This is a genomic window from Planctomycetota bacterium, assembly GCA_038746835.1.
In the GTDB taxonomy this organism is placed as follows: domain Bacteria; phylum Planctomycetota; class Phycisphaerae; order Tepidisphaerales; family Tepidisphaeraceae; genus JBCDKH01.
In genome coordinates this window covers 1-16,295 of the sequence record JBCDKH010000067.1, presented here as the reverse complement: position 1 = coordinate 16,295, position 16,295 = coordinate 1, and the positions used below count along the sequence as shown (strand labels likewise).

Below are 16,295 nucleotides of genomic sequence, written 5' to 3'. Positions count from 1 at the left end.
CGCGCCCGCTGACGCGGGCGGCTACCTGCTCGTTCTGCAGTGGGATTTCCAGCGGGTTGTGAGTCTCACAACCAAGCTGGCGTCGCTGGCATCACTCGATGGAAATCAGCGTGTCGAGTCCGTCGGAGGAGGCTGCGGTGTCGGTGCCGGTGCCGCCGTTGAGGGTGTCGGCTTCGTTGTCGTCGGCGAAGAACGTGTCGTTCCCGGCGAGGCCGAACATCTGGTCGTTCCCGGCGTCGCCCTGGAAGATGTCGTTGCCGGAGCCGCCGGTGAGCGTGTCGTTGCCCGGGCCACCGAAGAGGCGCACGTCGAGGTCGCTGATGGTCGACAGGCGGTCGTTGCCGTTGCCGCCGATGACGATTTCGACGTCGGTCTGGATGTCGTCGCCCTCTTCGTCGGCACCGTCATCGGCGAGCACGCCCAGGCCGACGACGATCGGTTCGCCGCGGCTGGCGTAGCTCACCTGGTCGGTGCCGAGGCCGCCCGCGACGTAGTCGGCGCCGAAGCCTGCGAGCAAGACATCGTTGCCGACGCTGCCAAACAGGAAGTCATCGCCGCCGGTTTGCTCGTCATCAGGCGAGCCGGAACTTCCGCCAAGAAGCGTGTCGCTGCCGCTGGAGCCGACAAGCGTGTCGTCGCCGTCACCGCCGTCAAACGTGATCGGCACATTGCCGAGTCCGGCCGCGACGATGCGATCGTTGCCGCCGAGCCCGACTGCCACGACGGCGTCGACGTCAGCGAGTTCGGTCGAGATGGTGCCGGTGGTCGTTGCCCCGTCGAGCGAGCGGATCGTGGCAAAGACTCGGCCGTCCGCGAAGGCGAAGATTTCGATGCGGTCATCGCCGCCGGTGCCCGTGAGTCGCAGCGTCCCGCCGTCGATGTCGGCGTCGCCGTCTTCGATGTCGTCGAGCGAAGGCGAGAGGCCCGAAAGCGTCTCGTCTGCGACGAACTCGTTGGTGGAACCGGTGAAGGTGTCAAGCGCTGAAGCGTCGCCGAGGACGAAGTCCTCGCCAGCTTCGCCCACGTCGTTGTTTCCGCCGTCGTTGTCGTCGGCGTCAACAATGTCGGCCTCGCCGTCGGTGGCGAAGATGACGTCTTGACCGGCGTTGCCGGAGAGGCTGTCGGTGCCGGTGCCGCCAACGAGTGTGTCGTCGCCGTCGCCGCCTTCGAGTGTGTCGTTGCCGGCGTTGCCGATGAGTGCGACGCCGCTGCCGATGCTGCCGCCCTGGAGGAAGTCATCTCCGGTTCCGCCGACGATGGTTTCGATGTCGTCCGAGACGAGGTCAGCCTCGCCGTCGACGAGGTCGCCGTCGTTGGCAACGCCGTCGACGGTGATGGTGACGCCGTCCGTGCGATTGCGGTAGTCGACGCTGTCGTTTCCAGCCCCGCCGACGAAGATGTCGTCGTTTGCGCCACCGGTGATGACGTCGTCGCCTTCACCGCCGAAGATGGAGTCGTTGCCGTCCTCGGTGAGGATGGTGTCCGCCCGCGGGCCACCGCTGACGGTGTCGTCGCCGCCGCCGGAATTGACCTCGATCGGGACGGGCAGGTTCTGGCCAGCGATGATCAGGTCGTCGCCGAGGTTGGTCTCGATGAAGACCCGTCGAACGTCGTCCGTCCCGGGCACTTCGCCCGCGGCTGCGACGGTGAAGTCGGCACTGGTGACCTCGTTGATCCCGGCATCGATGTAATCGATGAAGTCCTGCTTGCTCGTGCCAGCCAGCGGCGCGCCGGCGGTGCTCTCGAAGACGCGGAAGCCGGTGATGCCGTCGGCGTTACCGATGGCCTCGAACTGAATGATGTCGTCGGTCGAGCCGGTGGTGACGGTCAGGACACCCGTGGCACTGTCAAACGCGACGGTGAGGAGCCTTCGGGGTTCGAGCTGCTCGGCGAAGAGAGGGCGAACGGCTCGATTCAACGCTTTGCGACGGGTTGGTCGGATCATGCGGCTCATGTTGGCAGGGAAGGTCTGGTAAGGCAACGCCGGCTGTCGTGGCGACAGCCGGCGGCGATGGGTTGAGACCTGTGTATCGGCCGATTCGCTTAGCCGTCCGAGCCAAAGTCGATCGCGTCGAAGGAGTCAAAGCTGCCGTCATCGTTGCCGAATCCGCCGAAGAGGTCGTCACGCTCGCCGTCGAGTGCGATGAAGAAGTCGTTGCCGTTGAACCCGAACAGCGAGTCCTGGCCCAATCCGCCGACGAGCGTGTCGGCCGCGTTGGAGCCGAGGAGTGTGTCGGCACCGCCCTGTCCGAAGAACTGAACGCCTGCGCCGCCTTCGGTCGAGATCAGGTCTCGGCCGTCCGTTGCGACGAGCTCTTCGATGTCGGATCGGACGTTGTCGTTCTCGTTGGCGTAGATGCCGTCGTCGAAGAGCGCGCCCAGGCCGACACGAATCGCCTCGGCAGACGAGCGGTCGGAGTAGTCGATCCGGTCGAAGCCGGCAAAGCCTGAGAAGTAGTCGGTCCCGAATCCGGCCTTGAGCGTGTCGTTGCCGAAGCTGGCGAAGAGGAAGTTGTCGCCCTCGCCGCCGTCGAGGAAGTCGTCGCCCTCGCCGCCGAAGAGTGTGTCGTCGCCGTCCCCGCCTTCGATCGAGCCTTGCAGCACGATCAGGTCGTCGGGGTCTTCCGATTCGACGAGCGCCGGTGCAACGTAGATCAGGTCGTCGCCGCCCAGGCCGTTTATGGCAAAGCCTGTCGGGCGATCTTCAGGTCCGCCGGCACCGGGTTCGAGGGGGAACTCGCGCTGCGTCGCAACGCCGCCGACGGGTCGGACGGCGACCTGGAGGAAGTTGACCGGTCGGGTGCCGCCAAGGTCGCGTGTGACGACGGTGAGGATGATGCGATCGTCGCCCTCGGTGCCGGTGACGAGGAGGAGGTTGTCGTCGTCGAGCTGGCTGCGATCGCCGTCGTCGTCGGGTGTCAGGACGCTGGTTTGGCCTGGGGCGAGAACGAGCTCACCTTCGAGCAACTGATCGTTGTCGTCGCCGACGAGCGTGTCGTTGCCGAGGCCGCCGGTGAGCTGGTCGGACTCGGCATCGGTGTCGATGAGCACGTCGTTGCCGCGTCCGCCGACGAGGAGGTCTTGGCCGGAATCGCCGACAAGGATGTCCTGGATGTCGCCCACGGTCGGCGGCAGGACGCCGGCGAGCGCAGCGGCGTCGTCGACGGTGCTCTGGTCGAGGTCTGCACCGGTGAGCGAGTCGTTTCCAGGTCCGCCGAAAAAGCGAACCGGAGGCCGAACGGTGGCAATGCCGTCGACGATGTCGAGCACAGGTCGTGTCGACGCACTGATGACGTCCGAGCCGGAGCCGCCGACGACCTGTTCGATGTCGATGCCGACAAGGTCGTTTTCGCCGCCCGTGCCGTCGTTGGCGGTGAGGTCGAGCGAGACGTTGATGGCCTGGAACTGGCTGTTGGCCGAGTAGTCGACCGTGTCGCGGTCGCCCTCGCCGCCCAGGATCGTGTCGGCCCCGGCACCGCCGGTCAGCAGGTCGTTCCCACCGCCGCCGAAGACGTAGTCGTCGCCATTGCCCGCGACGATGGTGTCGGAAAAGCGTCCGCCGCTGATCGAGTCGCTGCCGGCACCGCTGTTGACGTCGACGGCGACACCGACGCGATTGCCGACGATGATCAGGTCATTGCCGGACGACGTCGTGATTTCGACGAGTCGAATGTCGGCCGCGTTGAAGGGCCCGAAGACCTCTTCGAGCGAGCCGCCCTGCTGCTGGCGCACGATGAACTGTGACGGCGAGCCGTCTTCAGCCGCCGAAACGTCCTCGAACTCGATCCGGTTATCGGAAATGTTGCCCGTAATCCTCAGAATGTCAGCTTCGGCGTCGAACGTTGCGTCGAGGAGCCGGCGGCGTTCGAGGGCCTCGGCGTGAGGTGGACGGCGGAGGTCGATGGGCATGACGAGGCTGGCGGGACGGGCGGAACGAGGAATGGTCGCTGACCGTATCCCCGGCTGCTGTTGGTCGCAATATCGACACCTGTCGACGCACGGCCCCAGTCGCCGCCAATCCCGATCGACTTTCGGACCCAAGTCGCCTGCACGATCGGCCGATGCCACTCGTGATGGCCGAGGCAACGACCACCACCAGCACCGTTCCGCCGCCCGACGCGTTCGAGGGCTCGGCTGCGCGGAAGCTCGATCAGACGCCGCTGGAAGTTCCCGAACTGCGTCTGACCGAGGCCGAGCGCCGTCGCAGCTACCGTGCCGAGGCTGCCATTGCCGGCTGGATCAGCGGCCCAGTCGGCCAGAGCCAGACGACCGGTCGCCATGTGACCCTTCGCGACCTGTCGCTCCACGGAGCCGGGTTCACCAGCGACAGGGCTTATCGCATCGGCGCAGACCATTGGATCATGGTCAATCGCGGCCCGATGCGGCTCAGCACGCGGATTCGCATCGCGTCGTGCACGCCCCGAGACGACGGCAATTTCGATGTCGGCGGCGAGTTCTACTAGCGCGATCTTCTGACGTTCGAAAAACCGGCGGTGCAACCCGAGCGACTTTTCGCCATGCTGGCGAGCGATGTCGCTCCGAACCGTGCTGTCCTTGCTTCTCGCCGCCGCCGTTGTGCCCGCCACGCGGGCCGCCGAGGTACCGCTGCCGGCTCATCCGACGATCAGTCCGGATGGCCAGACGATCGTCTTCGCCTGGGCCGGCGACCTCTGGACCGTGCCGGCAGAGGGTGGCGCGGCCCGTCGTCTGACGAATCACCCGGCCGACGATCGCCTGCCGCGGTTCAGCCACGACGGCGAGACCATCGCCTTCACCAGCAACCGTGCCGGCGTGTCTGGGCTCTTCACGATGACGCCCGAGGGCACCAACGTGCGGGAACGGCTCCTGCTCGACCGCGCGTCCCTCATGTACGACTTCGGCGACGACGGCCAGCTCTACTTTACCGGCTATCTCGAGCCCGACGTCTACCGAAACCCCCGGCCGTATGTCGTGGGAGCGGAATCTGGCGTGCCGGAGCGAGTCCACGACGCCTTCGGCCGATCGCCGGCCAAGGAGATCGGTGGCGATCGCGTTCTGTTTGTCCGCGGGAACGAACGCCTCACGCGTCGCCACAGCCGCGGACCCGACACGCGCGACATCTGGCTCTACGACCCCAACGCCGACGAACAGTTCACGCAGCTCACCGAACGCCGCGGCAACGACGCCCGACCGATGTGGCTGCCCGACGGCCTGTTCCTCTTCACCAGCGACCGCAACGACAGGACCGTCAACCTCTTCGTCGGCAACGCCAACACGGGCAGAATCGAAGCCCTGACGAGCTTCACGGATGCGGACGTCGACGAGTTCGACGTAACGCCCGACGGCCGACGGGTCGTCTTTGCCAAGTGGGACACGCTCTACACGCTCGACCTCGAAGGCGACGGCGAGCCCGTGCCGGTCGAAATCACCGCATCGCAGGACGCCGCGGCGGCCAAGCTCGTCGACGTCGGTGGCGAGGCGACCGACGTCGCGCTCTCGCCCGACGGCAAGACTGTCGCCAGCGTGTCGTACGGCCAGGTCTACGTCCGCGGCACCGACGACAACGCGGTCGCGCGGCGTGTGTCGGAGCTGCCCGGCCGGCACAGCGACGTTGCGTGGAGCCCGGACGGCGGGACGCTCTATTTCACCCGCATGCTCGGCGACACCATGCACGTCATGGCCGCCACCGTTCGGCGGTCGCGTGCGGACGTCCTGGAAACCAAAGCCGCCACGACACGCCCGGCACTGGCCGAACGCCCTGCGCCCGACCCCGAGAAGTGGCCGACGGCACTCGCGTTCCACGTCGAAGCCGTCACCGAGGGTGACGTTTCGTATCGCGACCCGACGCCCTCGCTCGACGGTCGGCGACTCGCGCTTCACAAGGGCTTGGGCGACCTAGTCGTTTTGAACCTGCGCAGCGGTCGAGAGACCCTCGTGTACGACGGCTGGGACGCGGATCTGAACTACGCCTGGGCACCGGACGGCCAGTGGCTCGTCGTGCGAACCGAGGACGCCGACTTCAACAGCGACGTCTGGGCGATGAAGGTCGACGGCACGCGGCAGGTCAATCTCACGCGTCACCCCGACAACGATTACAGCTTCAGCCTCTCGGCAGACGGTCGCGTGCTGACCTTCAGCAGCGAACGCATCGCCGAAGAGTTCGACGTCTGGCAGGTCTACCTCGACGAAGAGCTCGAAGCCCTCGCACCGGCAGAGTTGCAGGCGTACTACGACGAGTCGATCTTGGGGCACCCGATTCCGGAGGTTCCTGCCTTCGCAGAGCGGCGCGGGACTGTCTCGCCACTCGTCGCCGACCCGACGCCAGAGCAGCCGACCACACAGCCGGCCAAGCTCGACTTCAAGAAGCTCGGCGAGGCACTTTCGAAGCTCGGCGACAACATTCTGGGCGACCTGGCGTCGAGCCTGCCGTCCGAAGAGGTCGCGCCGTTCGACGAGCTCGAACTCGACACGGCCTACCTCCGACTTCGCCGCCTGACGCGCGAGTCGGGCAACGAATTCGCCGTCACGATGGTGCCCGACGCGACCGCCATCTTCTACATCAGCAACGGCCGGCTCATGCGTCAGCCGTGGGATGGCGGATCGGACGACATCGGCTCGTCAGCCGGTTTCGGCAACTTCACCGCCGACGGGGACACCCTCGCCCTCTTGGCTTCTGGCCGTCCCGGCTCGATCAGTCAGAGTGGCCGATCACGCGAGACCTACACGATCAGTGACCGACTGGCCGTCAACGTCGCCGACGAGCAGGAGCAGAAGTTCCGCGAGCTGGCCGCGACGCTCGGCATGCTCTTCTACCACCCGACGATGAAGGGCCTGGACTGGCCCGCCTTGACGGATCGCTACGCGCAGCTGGCCCGCCTTACGCGGACCGGCGACGAGTTCGAAACGGTGGGCAACAAGCTTCTTGGTGAGCTCAACGCGTCCCACCTCGGTGTCACCGCGCCGGGCACGTTCAATCCAACGGCACGCCGATTCGGGCAGCTCGGCGTGCGCACCGACGTCGTTGACGACGGCTTCGAGGTGACCGACGTCCTCGCGACTGGGCCGGCTGGCGTCGGCGATTTCAAGCTTGAGATCGGCGACATCATCTCCGCCATCGAGTTCGAGCCGGTCGACACCGGCCTGCCGTTGCCGCAGCAACTTGTCGATCGCGTCGGCCGAGAGACGGTCGTCACGGTCCAGCGCGACGGCGGAGCGGTGGACCTGCTGCTGACGCCCGTCAGCTACGGCCAACTCACCAGCCTCACCTACGACGCTTGGCGTCTCGACAATGCCGGCAAGGTCGAGGAGCTGTCGGGAGGACGCCTCGGCTACATCCACGTCCGCGGCATGAACCAGGCCAGCCTCGACGTCTTCGAGCGCGACCTCTACGCCGCGGCCGCCGGCAAGGACGGGCTCGTCATCGACGTCCGCAATAACGGCGGCGGCTGGACGACGGACCGCCTGCTCGCATCGATCATGTACCCGCGCCACGCGTACACGATCCCGCGCGGCATGCGTGACAGCGTCGAGTCCGATCGAGTCGGCATGGACAAGGGTGGCTACCCGCAGGACCGTCTGTTCATCCAGCGATACGACCTCCCGATCAACATGCTGGCCAACGAGAAGTCGTTCAGCAACGCCGAGATCATCAGCCACGCCTTCAAGAACCTCGGCCGGGGCACGCTCGTTGGCCAGGAGACGGCTGGCGGCGTGATCTCAACCGGCAGCTTCCGGCTCGTCGACGGCACCCGCGTTCGCCTGCCCTTTCGCGGCTGGTACCTGCCCGACGGCTCCGACATGGAGAACAACGGCGCCGTGCCGGACCTGCTGGTCCCGCAGACCCCCGAAGCCGAGGCCGCCGGACGCGACGAGCAGCTGGAAGCCGCGGTAACCGATCTGCTGCAGCGGCTCGACGCCACCGAAGCCGAGGCCCGGCGTTGAACCCTTCCCGCGTTGGGGAGCCGGCTGCACCACAACCATCACCAACGCCGTAGAGTGATCCATGTCCAGCGAAGGCTTCATCACACCGCAGGGTCAGCTCACCGCCAAAGGGAAGCTCAGCATCGTCGTCATCGTCGTGCTGGGCGCGTTGATCTTCCTTTCGACTTTCTTCTTTAAGAGCATCCCGGCTGGGCACGTTGGCGTGGCGACGTTGTTCGGTGACGTGGAGGAGACCGAGTATCAGCCTGGGCTTCAGTTCCCGGTCAATCCGCTGCTCTCATGGACGGAGTACGACGTTCGTGACAAGGAGCACAAGGAGGTGGCCAGCGTGCCGAGCCGGGACCAGCTGACGACCGAAATCGACGTCAGCGTCGTTTATCGTGTCATGCCAGATCGGGCTGCGATGATGAAGAGCACGATCGGGACGCCACAGAATGCCTTGGATACCCACATCATCCCGAAGTTGCGCAGCCTTGTCCGCGAGCAAGGCAAGACGGTCGACAAGGCCGAAGAGTTTTTCCAAGCGGAGACGCAGGAACGCCTGACCCGAGACATTCAGTCCCGGCTCATCGACTACCTAGAGCCGAAGGGCATCGAGGTGCAGGCTGTACTCCTACGTGACTTCCGCCTGCCAAAGGCGATCCTGGCGAACGTCGAACTTAAAAAGCAGGCCGAGCAGAAGATCGAGCAGGCTGCAGCGGAATTGGAGCAGGCGAAAGTCAACGCCCAAACGCAGGTTGAGCAGGCCAAAGCCGCCCGTGAGGCTGCCGAGCAGGAGGCCGAGAAGCGAAAGCTCCTCGCCGACGCCCAGGCCTATGAGATCACTGCGATTAACGATGCGATCGCTCAGAACCCGGCGTACATCCAGCTCGAAGCCCTTAAGGCCTTGCAGGAGATGAGCAAGGACGAGGCGGCCAAGCTTTACTTCATGAACAGCGACAGCCCCATGCCGCTGCCGCTCATGAACCTCGGTGAGCCGCTGATGCAGTCCTCCGCCGGGAACGCTCAGGCTGGCCGATAAGACCGAGCGGCGGCGGTTTGCCGGTCGCTTGCTTCGCGCCGGGTCGATGCACGGTTCGACCGTGCGTCTCATCCCGGAAAACCTCTGGCCACGACGGGCACCCGTGCCGCCTGGCTCGACGCTCACACGGCGGGAGGTGCGGCGTCTGCAGCAGTGCCTCGAGCACGACCGCGACGCGGCCCTGAGCCTCGCACTGGAGCGTCGCACGCTCGGCCGGTCAGCACCCAAGCAAGGCGTGATCGTCGAAGCCCGCGACATCGGCCCGGCACGCATGGGCAAGATCGTGCAGGGCCGGCTACGAGATGTTTCCGAAGAAGGCCTGTCGCTCGCGCTCCCGGTCGACGTTGCCCCCTCGACACGGCTGCACTTGACGCTGCACCGCGCAGGTGAGCAGGCCATTGAGCTCTTGTGCACTGCCCGCTGGTCGCACGCGTTGCAGGACGGATTTGCGGTCGGATGCGACGCGGGCGTCGACTGGTCGGCGTCGCTCTGCGACCTCGTGAGGTGTGACAATCCACGTCCGCGACTCATCGCGTGATGGGGCGTGCTGCTTACGCTGTGCCGCCGCCCCGGCACTCCGCGTAATGACGTCCCCTCAACCACCAGACGATGCTCAGAATGCCGGGACGCTTGGCTACCAGCCAGTTGTTCCCGCCGTCGAAGTCGGTCCGGTACCCCAGGCTGATCGCGTCGTCGGCATCGACGTCGTTCGCGGCGTTGCCTTGCTCGGCATTCTGCTGCTCAACATCCGGACGTTCGGGATGATCTCGGATGCGTACATCTACCCGTTCGCAGACTCTGCGATCGACGAGGCGGCGTTTGCGATCACGACGACGTTTGCTCAAGGCAAGTTCATCACGATCTTCAGCGGCCTCTTCGGTGTCGGGCTGCTCCTGGCGAGCCGTCGGCGAGAGGAGCAAGGCCTGCCCGTCTGGCCGACGTTTCTCAGGCGAACGGCGCTCCTCGCCATGATCGGGCTGGCGCACATGCTGCTCATCTGGTTCGGCGACATCCTGTTCCACTACGCGTTGATCGGCATCGTCGCGTTCTCGATGCGTGGTCTGAACGCGAAGGTGCTCGCGCTGCTTGCCGTCGTCGGTCACCTGACGGCGGTCGCGATTTCGGCCTTCTTTCTCGGTCTCGCGCTTTTGGCGGTTCAGTTTGACGACAGCATCGCATCGTCGGCTGACGTTTTGCTGATGACAGACGCCGCCGTTGAGGCCGAAGTCGAAGGCTTCACAGGCGGCTATGCCGATCAGCTGCAGGCTCGTCTCGGGCTCGTGGCGATCATGCAGCCGTTCCTCCTCTTCCTTGCCGGCCCGGCGACGCTCGGATCGATGCTCGGCGGGATCGCGCTTTGGAAGTGCGGCTTCTTCACGACACGCCTCCCGAGCATCGCCCTGTGTGTCGTGCTCCTCGCGATCGGCTGGGGCGGCACGGGCGCGCTGGTCTACTGGCACTGGGGCGATGACTGGCCGGTCGGACGCTGGATGTTCCTCGCGACGACGCTTGTACCGCTCCTGGCGGTGCCATCGGCGATCGGCATCGCGGGCCTCGTGCTGCGAATGCAGAATGCGCTGTCGCTCTTGGCCGTCGTCGGCAAGACGGCACTGTCGAACTACCTGTTCCAGTCAGTCGTTGCGACCTTCGTCTTCTACGGCGGATGGGGTCTTGGCTACTTTGGCACGATTGGCTACGCGGGGCAGATCGGCGTGGTCGTGGGCATCTGGCTCGTCCAGGTGCCGCTGAGCTACCTGTGGCTCAAGGCTTTCCGCTTCGGCCCGGTCGAGTGGCTCTGGCGTTCGGCGACCTATGCCCGGCTTGTGCGGCTACGCTCGACCCCATGAGCGAAGCAACCAAGATCGGCGTGGTCGGGTGCGGCAACATCAGCGGTGCCTACTTCAACATGTGCCAGAAGCTCGACGCCCTTGAGGTCGTCGCCGTGGCCGACCTTGACGCGGAACGCGCCAGGGCGACGGCCGATCGCTACGAGGTGCCAAACGCACTCTCGACCGAGGAGCTGCTCGCTCATGACGCGGTCGACATCGTGCTCAACCTGACGATCCCGGCAGCGCACGTCGACGTGGCCCAGGCGGCGCTCGATCATGGCAAGCACTGCTACATGGAAAAGCCTCTCGGCATCGACCGCGCCGACGCAAAGCAGCTTGTCGATCGTGTCGCGGCCAGCGATGGACTTCGCGTCGGCTGCGCGCCGGACACGTTCATGGGCGCTGGCATCCAGACCGCACGCAAGCTCATCGATGACGGTGCGCTCGGCGAGATCACGGCGTTCAACGCATTTCTGGTCGGGCGCGGTCACGAAACGTGGCACCCGTCGCCCGAGTTCTACTACCAGCCCGGCGGTGGTCCGATGCTCGACATGGGGCCGTACTACCTGACCGCCCTGCTCAACTTGCTCGGCCCGGTTCGCCGCGTCGCGGGAATGACGACGATCGGCATCCCGACACGCACGATCACAAGCGAGCCCAAGCGCGGCAAGACCATCCAGGTCGAGACGCCCGACCACTACTGCGGCACGATCGAGTTCGAGAGCGGCGTCGTCGGCTCGATCATTCAGAGCTTCGCCATGCGAAACGCGCCGCAGATCGAGCCCTTCGTGGCCTATGGCACCGAGGCGACAATGCGTGTGCCCGACCCGAACCAGTTCGACAAGGAGGTCTACCTCAAGCGAGAGTCGATCGGCGATGACGGCAAACCCAACGCGGCTGACTGGCAGGAGGTGCCGTTTACCCATCCGACCGGCTACGGCCGAAGCGCTGGGCTGCTCGACATGGCTCTGGCGATCCAGAAGGGCCGACCGCACCGCTGCTCGCTGGAACAGGCCTTCACGGTCCTGGACATGATGCAGGGCTTCCACGACAGCTCCGAGTCCGGCACGTTCCACACCGTCGACGCCGGCTACGAACGCCCCGCCCCGATGCCGACTGACCGGCCGTTCGGTGAGCTGGATTGAGGTAGAATGTTGGCATGACCGTTTTGGACGAACCGCCGGTCGCACAAAAGCGGGCCCAGCAGCATTACCGCAATAACGCGGAGCTGTGGCACCGCCTTGGCGAAGTTCCGCTTGATCGCATCATCGTGGATCCGAAGCCCGGATCAGTCGACTACTCGTTCTACGCGAAGATCGATGGGCGATGGAACGACCAGCTTGTCGAGCTTGTGGATAGGACGCTCGTGGAGAAAGCGATGGGCCGCAAAGAGTCAGAGATTGGATTTGAGGTCGGACGCATCCTCGCGAATGCGATCAAAGCGGCGAAGCTCGGCGGCAAGATGTCCGGAGCGGACGGGATGGTTCGGATGAGCAGCGAGAACGTCCGCATGCCCGACTTCTCGTGGACGACCGAAGAGGACATCCGAGATCGAGAGCGTCAGGAAGCCGCACCGCGGGAGGCCCCGACACTGGCCGTCGAGGTCATCAGTCCTGATAACACTGCGAAGGAGATGGCGATCAAGCTCAGTGAGTACTTTGACAGCGGCTGCCGGCTCGCGTGGTTGCTCTACCCTGAAACAAAGACGGTTCACGTCTACACCTCCGCTGAACAACGTCGCGAGCTGGGCTCGGAGGATCAGCTCGATGCCGGCGACCTGATTCCGAACTTCTCAGTGAAAGTCGCCACGCTTTTCGACGTTTGACCCTCACTTTGTTTCTAGCATCATCTGGACGAAGCGATCGAAGAGGTAGCTCGCGTCGTGTGGGCCGGGGCTGGCTTCGGGGTGGTACTGGACGCAGAATACCGGTTTGTCGCGGAGTCGGAAGCCCTCGATCGTGCCGTCGTTGAGGTTGACATGCGTCACCTCGCCGCCGGCGGACCTCAGGCTGTCGGCATCGATGGCAAAGCCATGGTTCTGGCTAGTGATTTCGACTTTGCCGGTCGACAGGTCCTTGACAGGCTGGTTGCCGCCGCGGTGGCCGAATGGGAGCTTGTAGGTCTCGGCACCGATGGCTCGGCCGAGCAGTTGGTGGCCGAGGCAGATGCCGAAGGTCGGGAGCGTGTGAACGAGCTCGGCGACGAGCTTTGCGGCGAACTCGATCGCAGCTGGATCGCCGGGACCGTTGGAGACGAACAGGCCGTCAGGCTCGAGTGCTCGGACGTCGTCGGCCGACACGTCCGGCGGGACGACCGTCACCTTCACACCGCGATCGACGAGGTGGCGCAGGATGTTGTCCTTCGCACCGCAATCGATCGCTACGACGTGCAGTCCTTGGCCGGAAACGACAGCCGTCCCCCAGTCGCCGCGGCCTTCGGTCCAGGTGCTCGACGCGTCCGGCTTGACGGCCGAGACCCAGTCGGCTCCGCGCATCTCGGCGGCGGCGCGTGCACGGGCGACGAGTTGGCTCGAATCGACATCACCGATCGCTAGGACGCCACGCATCGTTCCGGCAGACCGGAGTCGCCGAACGAGGGCGCGGGTGTCGATGCCCGACAAACCGGGAATGCCCGAGTCGTCGAGGTACTCTCCGAGCGACTGATGCGATCGCCAGTTACTCGGCCGATCGCACGCCTCCTTGACGATGAAGCCGGCAACGTGTGGCCGGTCGCTTTCCTGGTCGCGTGGATTCACGCCGACGTTGCCGACGTGCGGCACGGTCATCACGACGATCTGCCCCGCGTAGCTCGGGTCGGTCAGCACCTCCTGATATCCCGTCATCGACGTGTTGAAGACGACTTCGCCCTCGGCATCGGCCGCTGCACCAAACGATCGGCCGGTAAAGACGCAGCCGTCTTCCAGAGCAAGCGTCGCACGCGTCGAGTCGGCCGGCATCGAATGCGAGCATACGGGCAAGTTCGCCGGCTACGGCAACAGGATCGGCCGGAGAAACAGGACGTCGTCCTGAACGTCGAGGTTGCCGCCGAAGTCGACGATCAGCGAAATCGTCTCCGCCCCGTCAAGGTCGACGTCGAACAGCACGACGCCCGCGTCCGGCGTGAGCGATTCCTGCTCGAATGCAATGCGGTCGCCAACGACCACGCGGACGGCGACATCGGCGTACGGCCGGCTCGCATCGGCCAGGATGGAGACACCGCCGCGGAGTCGGGTCACGCCTGAGGGGACCTCGTAGGTGAGCGTCGAACTCGGCCGCAGCGTGACAGAACGTGACGGCAGATCATCGCCGTCGAAAGACGATGCGAGACCACGGCCGATGCGCGGCGGATGCGTCGCGGTGAAAAAGGGTGCGTGTGTGACAGACGTCGGCTCCATGTCCGCCACCCAGACGGTCTGCATGCCGAGCGGCTCGACCGCCAGGACTCGCTTCGCCAGGCCCTCCATGACTCGGTCTTGCCAGACGAGCCTGAAGCGATCGCCTGCGAGCTCGAACTCCTGAGCCCGAATGAGGGATCGATCCGTCAGCAACACGGCCACGGTCGCGTCGTTCGGCTCTGACGCTGCTCCCTCGGCCAGGACCAAGCCGGCCACGCGGTCGGCTTCGATCTCAAGGCGATCGGCGTCCGTGTCCAGTAGGAATCGGCCCTCGTCGTCAAGGCCGGCAAAAAACCCCTCGGCCGTGTCGCCGTTGCGGAGGACGAGCCGATCGATCGCTTGCTGAGACGAGTCGATCCTGGCGGACGCCTTCGAAATGGCGACGATCTCGTCGAGCGACAACTCCAGCACGCCCACGCCTTCGGCAGCCAGTTTGACGCCCGCATCATCGGCGGAAACGAGCCTGCCAACGAAGCGTTCGCCAGAGGTTGTCGAGACGAGCCAAAGGTGCGGTACGGCCGCGTCGAAGACGGCACCGTCGCTCCGCTCGACCAGCAGGACATCGGTCTTGCCGTCACTGCTGAAGGAAATGTCGTTGCCTTCGATTGGCCCGACTTGAAGGGCTCCGTCGTCGAGCGTGAGGGCGATGAACTCCGGTGCGTCTTGCGCGGCGGCAGTTGTCGCGAGTGAGACGAGCGCGACCAGCGTCCAGAAGAGCTTCACGAGCCCGGGCCCTTTCCGCTGAAGACCGGCAGGTAGCGATTGGGCATCTGAAGAACGATGAGCGCCATGGCGGTGCTGTACTCGACGGTGTGATCGCCGCTCCACGAGCCGTTGTCGTGCTGGGTCTTGATGAGCTCTTCGCGAATGGCTGGGTACCACGTCGCCCAGTGGTCGCCGCCGGCGAGGAACATGGCTTGGGCGGCGTAGTACTGGCCATAGAAGTAGTGGTGTCGCCGGCTGTTGATGCGGTTGCCCGGGACGAAGTCGAGCAGGTAGTCGAGGCCGCGATCGACATCGTCGCCTTCGCTGATGCCCGCGTAGTAGAGCGTCGCGACGCCAGCCGCCGACCGCGGGAAGGCACTGTTCTGACCGGCACCGAGCATGTAGTTGAAGCCGCCGTCACCGTTCTGGCATTGGCGGACGTACTCGATGGCGTCGTCGATGACCTGTCGCTCGACCTTGATGCCCGCGTCGCGTGCCGCACGCAGGGCCATAACCTGGCAAATCGTGACACTGACGTCGGCGTCGACGGGCACCGGTTGGTATCGCCAGCCACCCTGTGGGTTCTGGCTCTGCTCGATCAGCCGGACCGCCCGGCGTAGCGGCTCTTGGATTCGGTCGTCGCCGGTCATGCCGTAGACCTCGCCGAGCAGCAACGTGGCAAAGCCGTGCTGGTACATGACGCCGCCCGAGCCAGCTCCGGCCAGCAGTCCGGACGGTTGAGCCTGAGAGATCACGCTGTCGACGGCACGCTGGACGACGTCGCCGTACTCGCCCCGGCCGGGGAGATGACCGGCGGACATGAACGCGATCGCGCCGAGGCTGGTGATGGCGGTGCCCGTCGTGCCGATTGAGCCATCGGGTCGTTGCTGCTTAGCGAGCCAGGCCAATCCGCGATCGACGGCGGCCTGTCATTCGGCTTAATGCACGGTGTTGCCGTTGCCCAACCCGCGACCGAATTGCCCGTCCCCGCGGAAGGCATCGGCTCCGGTCGTGAGCAGGTTCGCGGAGACGAGATCACGCCCGCCAGCCAGGCCGCCGTCGATCGCGGATTGGCCTGGCTCGCCAAGCAGCAACGACCCGATGGCTCAATCGGCACGACGGGCACCGCCATCACCAGCCTCGGCGCAATCGCCTTCATGTCTGCCGGCCACCTCCCCGGCCGTGGCGAGTACGGCGACGTCGTCCAGCGAGCCGTCGACAGCGTCATCTCGCAGGCACAGCCGTCCGGACTGCTTGCCGGAGCTGGCTCGGGCGGCGTCATGTACCAGCACGGCTTTGCCACGCTGCTGCTAGGCGAGGTCTACGGCATGACCGGCGACGACCGAATCCAGGAGCCGCTACGCCGCGCGGTTCGGCTGATCGAGCAGAGCCAGAACCCGCAGGGCGGCTGGCGGTACCAGCCGGT

13 protein-coding genes are annotated in these 16,295 nt (G+C 65.5%); 8 read left to right on the top strand and 5 right to left on the bottom strand.

What is annotated here, in order from left to right; genetic code table 11:
* Positions 1-91: 91 nt before the first annotated feature.
* Both AAGI46_08585 and AAGI46_08580 read right to left on the bottom strand, forming a co-directional pair.
* Positions 92-1,954, bottom strand: coding sequence for a calcium-binding protein (locus AAGI46_08585; GenBank protein MEM1012264.1), 1,863 nt, complete (start codon positions 1,952-1,954; stop codon positions 92-94).
* Between the two features lie 89 nt (positions 1,955-2,043).
* Complete coding sequence (locus AAGI46_08580) at positions 2,044-3,909, bottom strand: hypothetical protein (protein MEM1012263.1); 1,866 nt, start codon at positions 3,907-3,909, stop codon at positions 2,044-2,046.
* 152 nt (positions 3,910-4,061) lie between these two features.
* Here AAGI46_08580 and AAGI46_08575 point away from each other — a divergent pair, with 152 nt between their 5' ends.
* The 7 genes from AAGI46_08575 to AAGI46_08545 all read left to right on the top strand — a co-directional run bounded on the left by AAGI46_08575 (position 4,062) and on the right by AAGI46_08545 (position 12,595).
* The gene (locus AAGI46_08575; GenBank protein ID MEM1012262.1) at positions 4,062-4,463 is read left to right on the top strand and encodes a PilZ domain-containing protein; all 402 of its coding nucleotides are present in this window, start codon (positions 4,062-4,064) and stop codon (positions 4,461-4,463) included.
* Positions 4,464-4,530: 67 nt separating this feature from the next.
* Positions 4,531-7,920, top strand: coding sequence for a S41 family peptidase (locus AAGI46_08570; GenBank protein ID MEM1012261.1), 3,390 nt, complete (start codon positions 4,531-4,533; stop codon positions 7,918-7,920).
* Positions 7,921-7,981: 61 nt separating this feature from the next.
* Entirely contained in the window at positions 7,982-8,941 is a 960-nt protein-coding gene (locus tag AAGI46_08565; GenBank protein ID MEM1012260.1) for a prohibitin family protein, read from the top strand.
* A 61-nt stretch (positions 8,942-9,002) separates the two neighbouring features.
* On the top strand, positions 9,003-9,479 hold the full coding sequence (locus tag AAGI46_08560; GenBank protein ID MEM1012259.1) for a PilZ domain-containing protein: 477 nt from the start codon (positions 9,003-9,005) through the stop codon (positions 9,477-9,479).
* A 46-nt stretch (positions 9,480-9,525) separates the two neighbouring features.
* Positions 9,526-10,788 carry a DUF418 domain-containing protein gene (locus AAGI46_08555; GenBank protein MEM1012258.1) on the top strand — a complete coding sequence of 421 codons (1,263 nt, stop codon included), beginning with the start codon at positions 9,526-9,528 and terminating at the stop codon, positions 10,786-10,788.
* Positions 10,785-11,915 (top strand): Gfo/Idh/MocA family oxidoreductase, encoded by a 1,131-nt coding sequence (locus tag AAGI46_08550; protein ID MEM1012257.1) that lies wholly within the window; start codon positions 10,785-10,787, stop codon positions 11,913-11,915. The genes AAGI46_08555 and AAGI46_08550 overlap by 4 nt, the downstream gene beginning before the upstream one ends.
* 14 nt (positions 11,916-11,929) lie before the next feature.
* Positions 11,930-12,595, top strand: a complete 666-nt coding sequence (locus tag AAGI46_08545; protein MEM1012256.1) for a Uma2 family endonuclease — start codon at positions 11,930-11,932, stop codon at positions 12,593-12,595.
* 3 nt (positions 12,596-12,598) lie between these two features.
* Here the strand turns inward: AAGI46_08545 and carA are convergent, their stop codons facing one another.
* The 3 genes from carA to AAGI46_08530 are packed head-to-tail and all read right to left on the bottom strand — an operon-like array spanning position 12,599 to position 15,777.
* On the bottom strand, positions 12,599-13,726 hold the full coding sequence (carA, locus tag AAGI46_08540) for a glutamine-hydrolyzing carbamoyl-phosphate synthase small subunit (protein ID MEM1012255.1): 1,128 nt from the start codon (positions 13,724-13,726) through the stop codon (positions 12,599-12,601).
* 30 nt (positions 13,727-13,756) lie between these two features.
* Positions 13,757-14,887 (bottom strand): NPCBM/NEW2 domain-containing protein, encoded by a 1,131-nt coding sequence (locus tag AAGI46_08535; GenBank protein MEM1012254.1) that lies wholly within the window; start codon positions 14,885-14,887, stop codon positions 13,757-13,759.
* Entirely contained in the window at positions 14,884-15,777 is an 894-nt protein-coding gene (locus AAGI46_08530; protein ID MEM1012253.1) for a prenyltransferase/squalene oxidase repeat-containing protein, read from the bottom strand. Before AAGI46_08530 ends, AAGI46_08535 begins: the two co-directional genes overlap by 4 nt.
* A gap of 33 nt (positions 15,778-15,810) precedes the next feature.
* Here AAGI46_08530 and AAGI46_08525 point away from each other — a divergent pair.
* A partial coding sequence (locus AAGI46_08525) for a hypothetical protein (protein MEM1012252.1) occupies positions 15,811-16,295 on the top strand: 485 nt, incomplete at its 3' end.

What these genes read in the sequence shown, in the direction of transcription:
- AAGI46_08585 (MEM1012264.1), bottom strand. Translation starts at nt 1,954, where the DNA reads ATGAGCCGCATGATCCGACCAACCCGTCGCAAAGCGTTGAATCGAGCC.
- AAGI46_08580 (MEM1012263.1), bottom strand. Translation starts at nt 3,909, where the DNA reads ATGCCCATCGACCTCCGCCGTCCACCTCACGCCGAGGCCCTCGAACGC.
- AAGI46_08575 (MEM1012262.1), top strand. Translation starts at nt 4,062, where the DNA reads ATGCCACTCGTGATGGCCGAGGCAACGACCACCACCAGCACCGTTCCG.
- AAGI46_08570 (MEM1012261.1), top strand. Translation starts at nt 4,531, where the DNA reads ATGTCGCTCCGAACCGTGCTGTCCTTGCTTCTCGCCGCCGCCGTTGTG.
- AAGI46_08565 (MEM1012260.1), top strand. Translation starts at nt 7,982, where the DNA reads ATGTCCAGCGAAGGCTTCATCACACCGCAGGGTCAGCTCACCGCCAAA.
- AAGI46_08555 (MEM1012258.1), top strand. Translation starts at nt 9,526, where the DNA reads ATGACGTCCCCTCAACCACCAGACGATGCTCAGAATGCCGGGACGCTT.
- AAGI46_08550 (MEM1012257.1), top strand. Translation starts at nt 10,785, where the DNA reads ATGAGCGAAGCAACCAAGATCGGCGTGGTCGGGTGCGGCAACATCAGC.
- AAGI46_08545 (MEM1012256.1), top strand. Translation starts at nt 11,930, where the DNA reads ATGACCGTTTTGGACGAACCGCCGGTCGCACAAAAGCGGGCCCAGCAG.
- carA (MEM1012255.1), bottom strand. Translation starts at nt 13,726, where the DNA reads ATGCCGGCCGACTCGACGCGTGCGACGCTTGCTCTGGAAGACGGCTGC.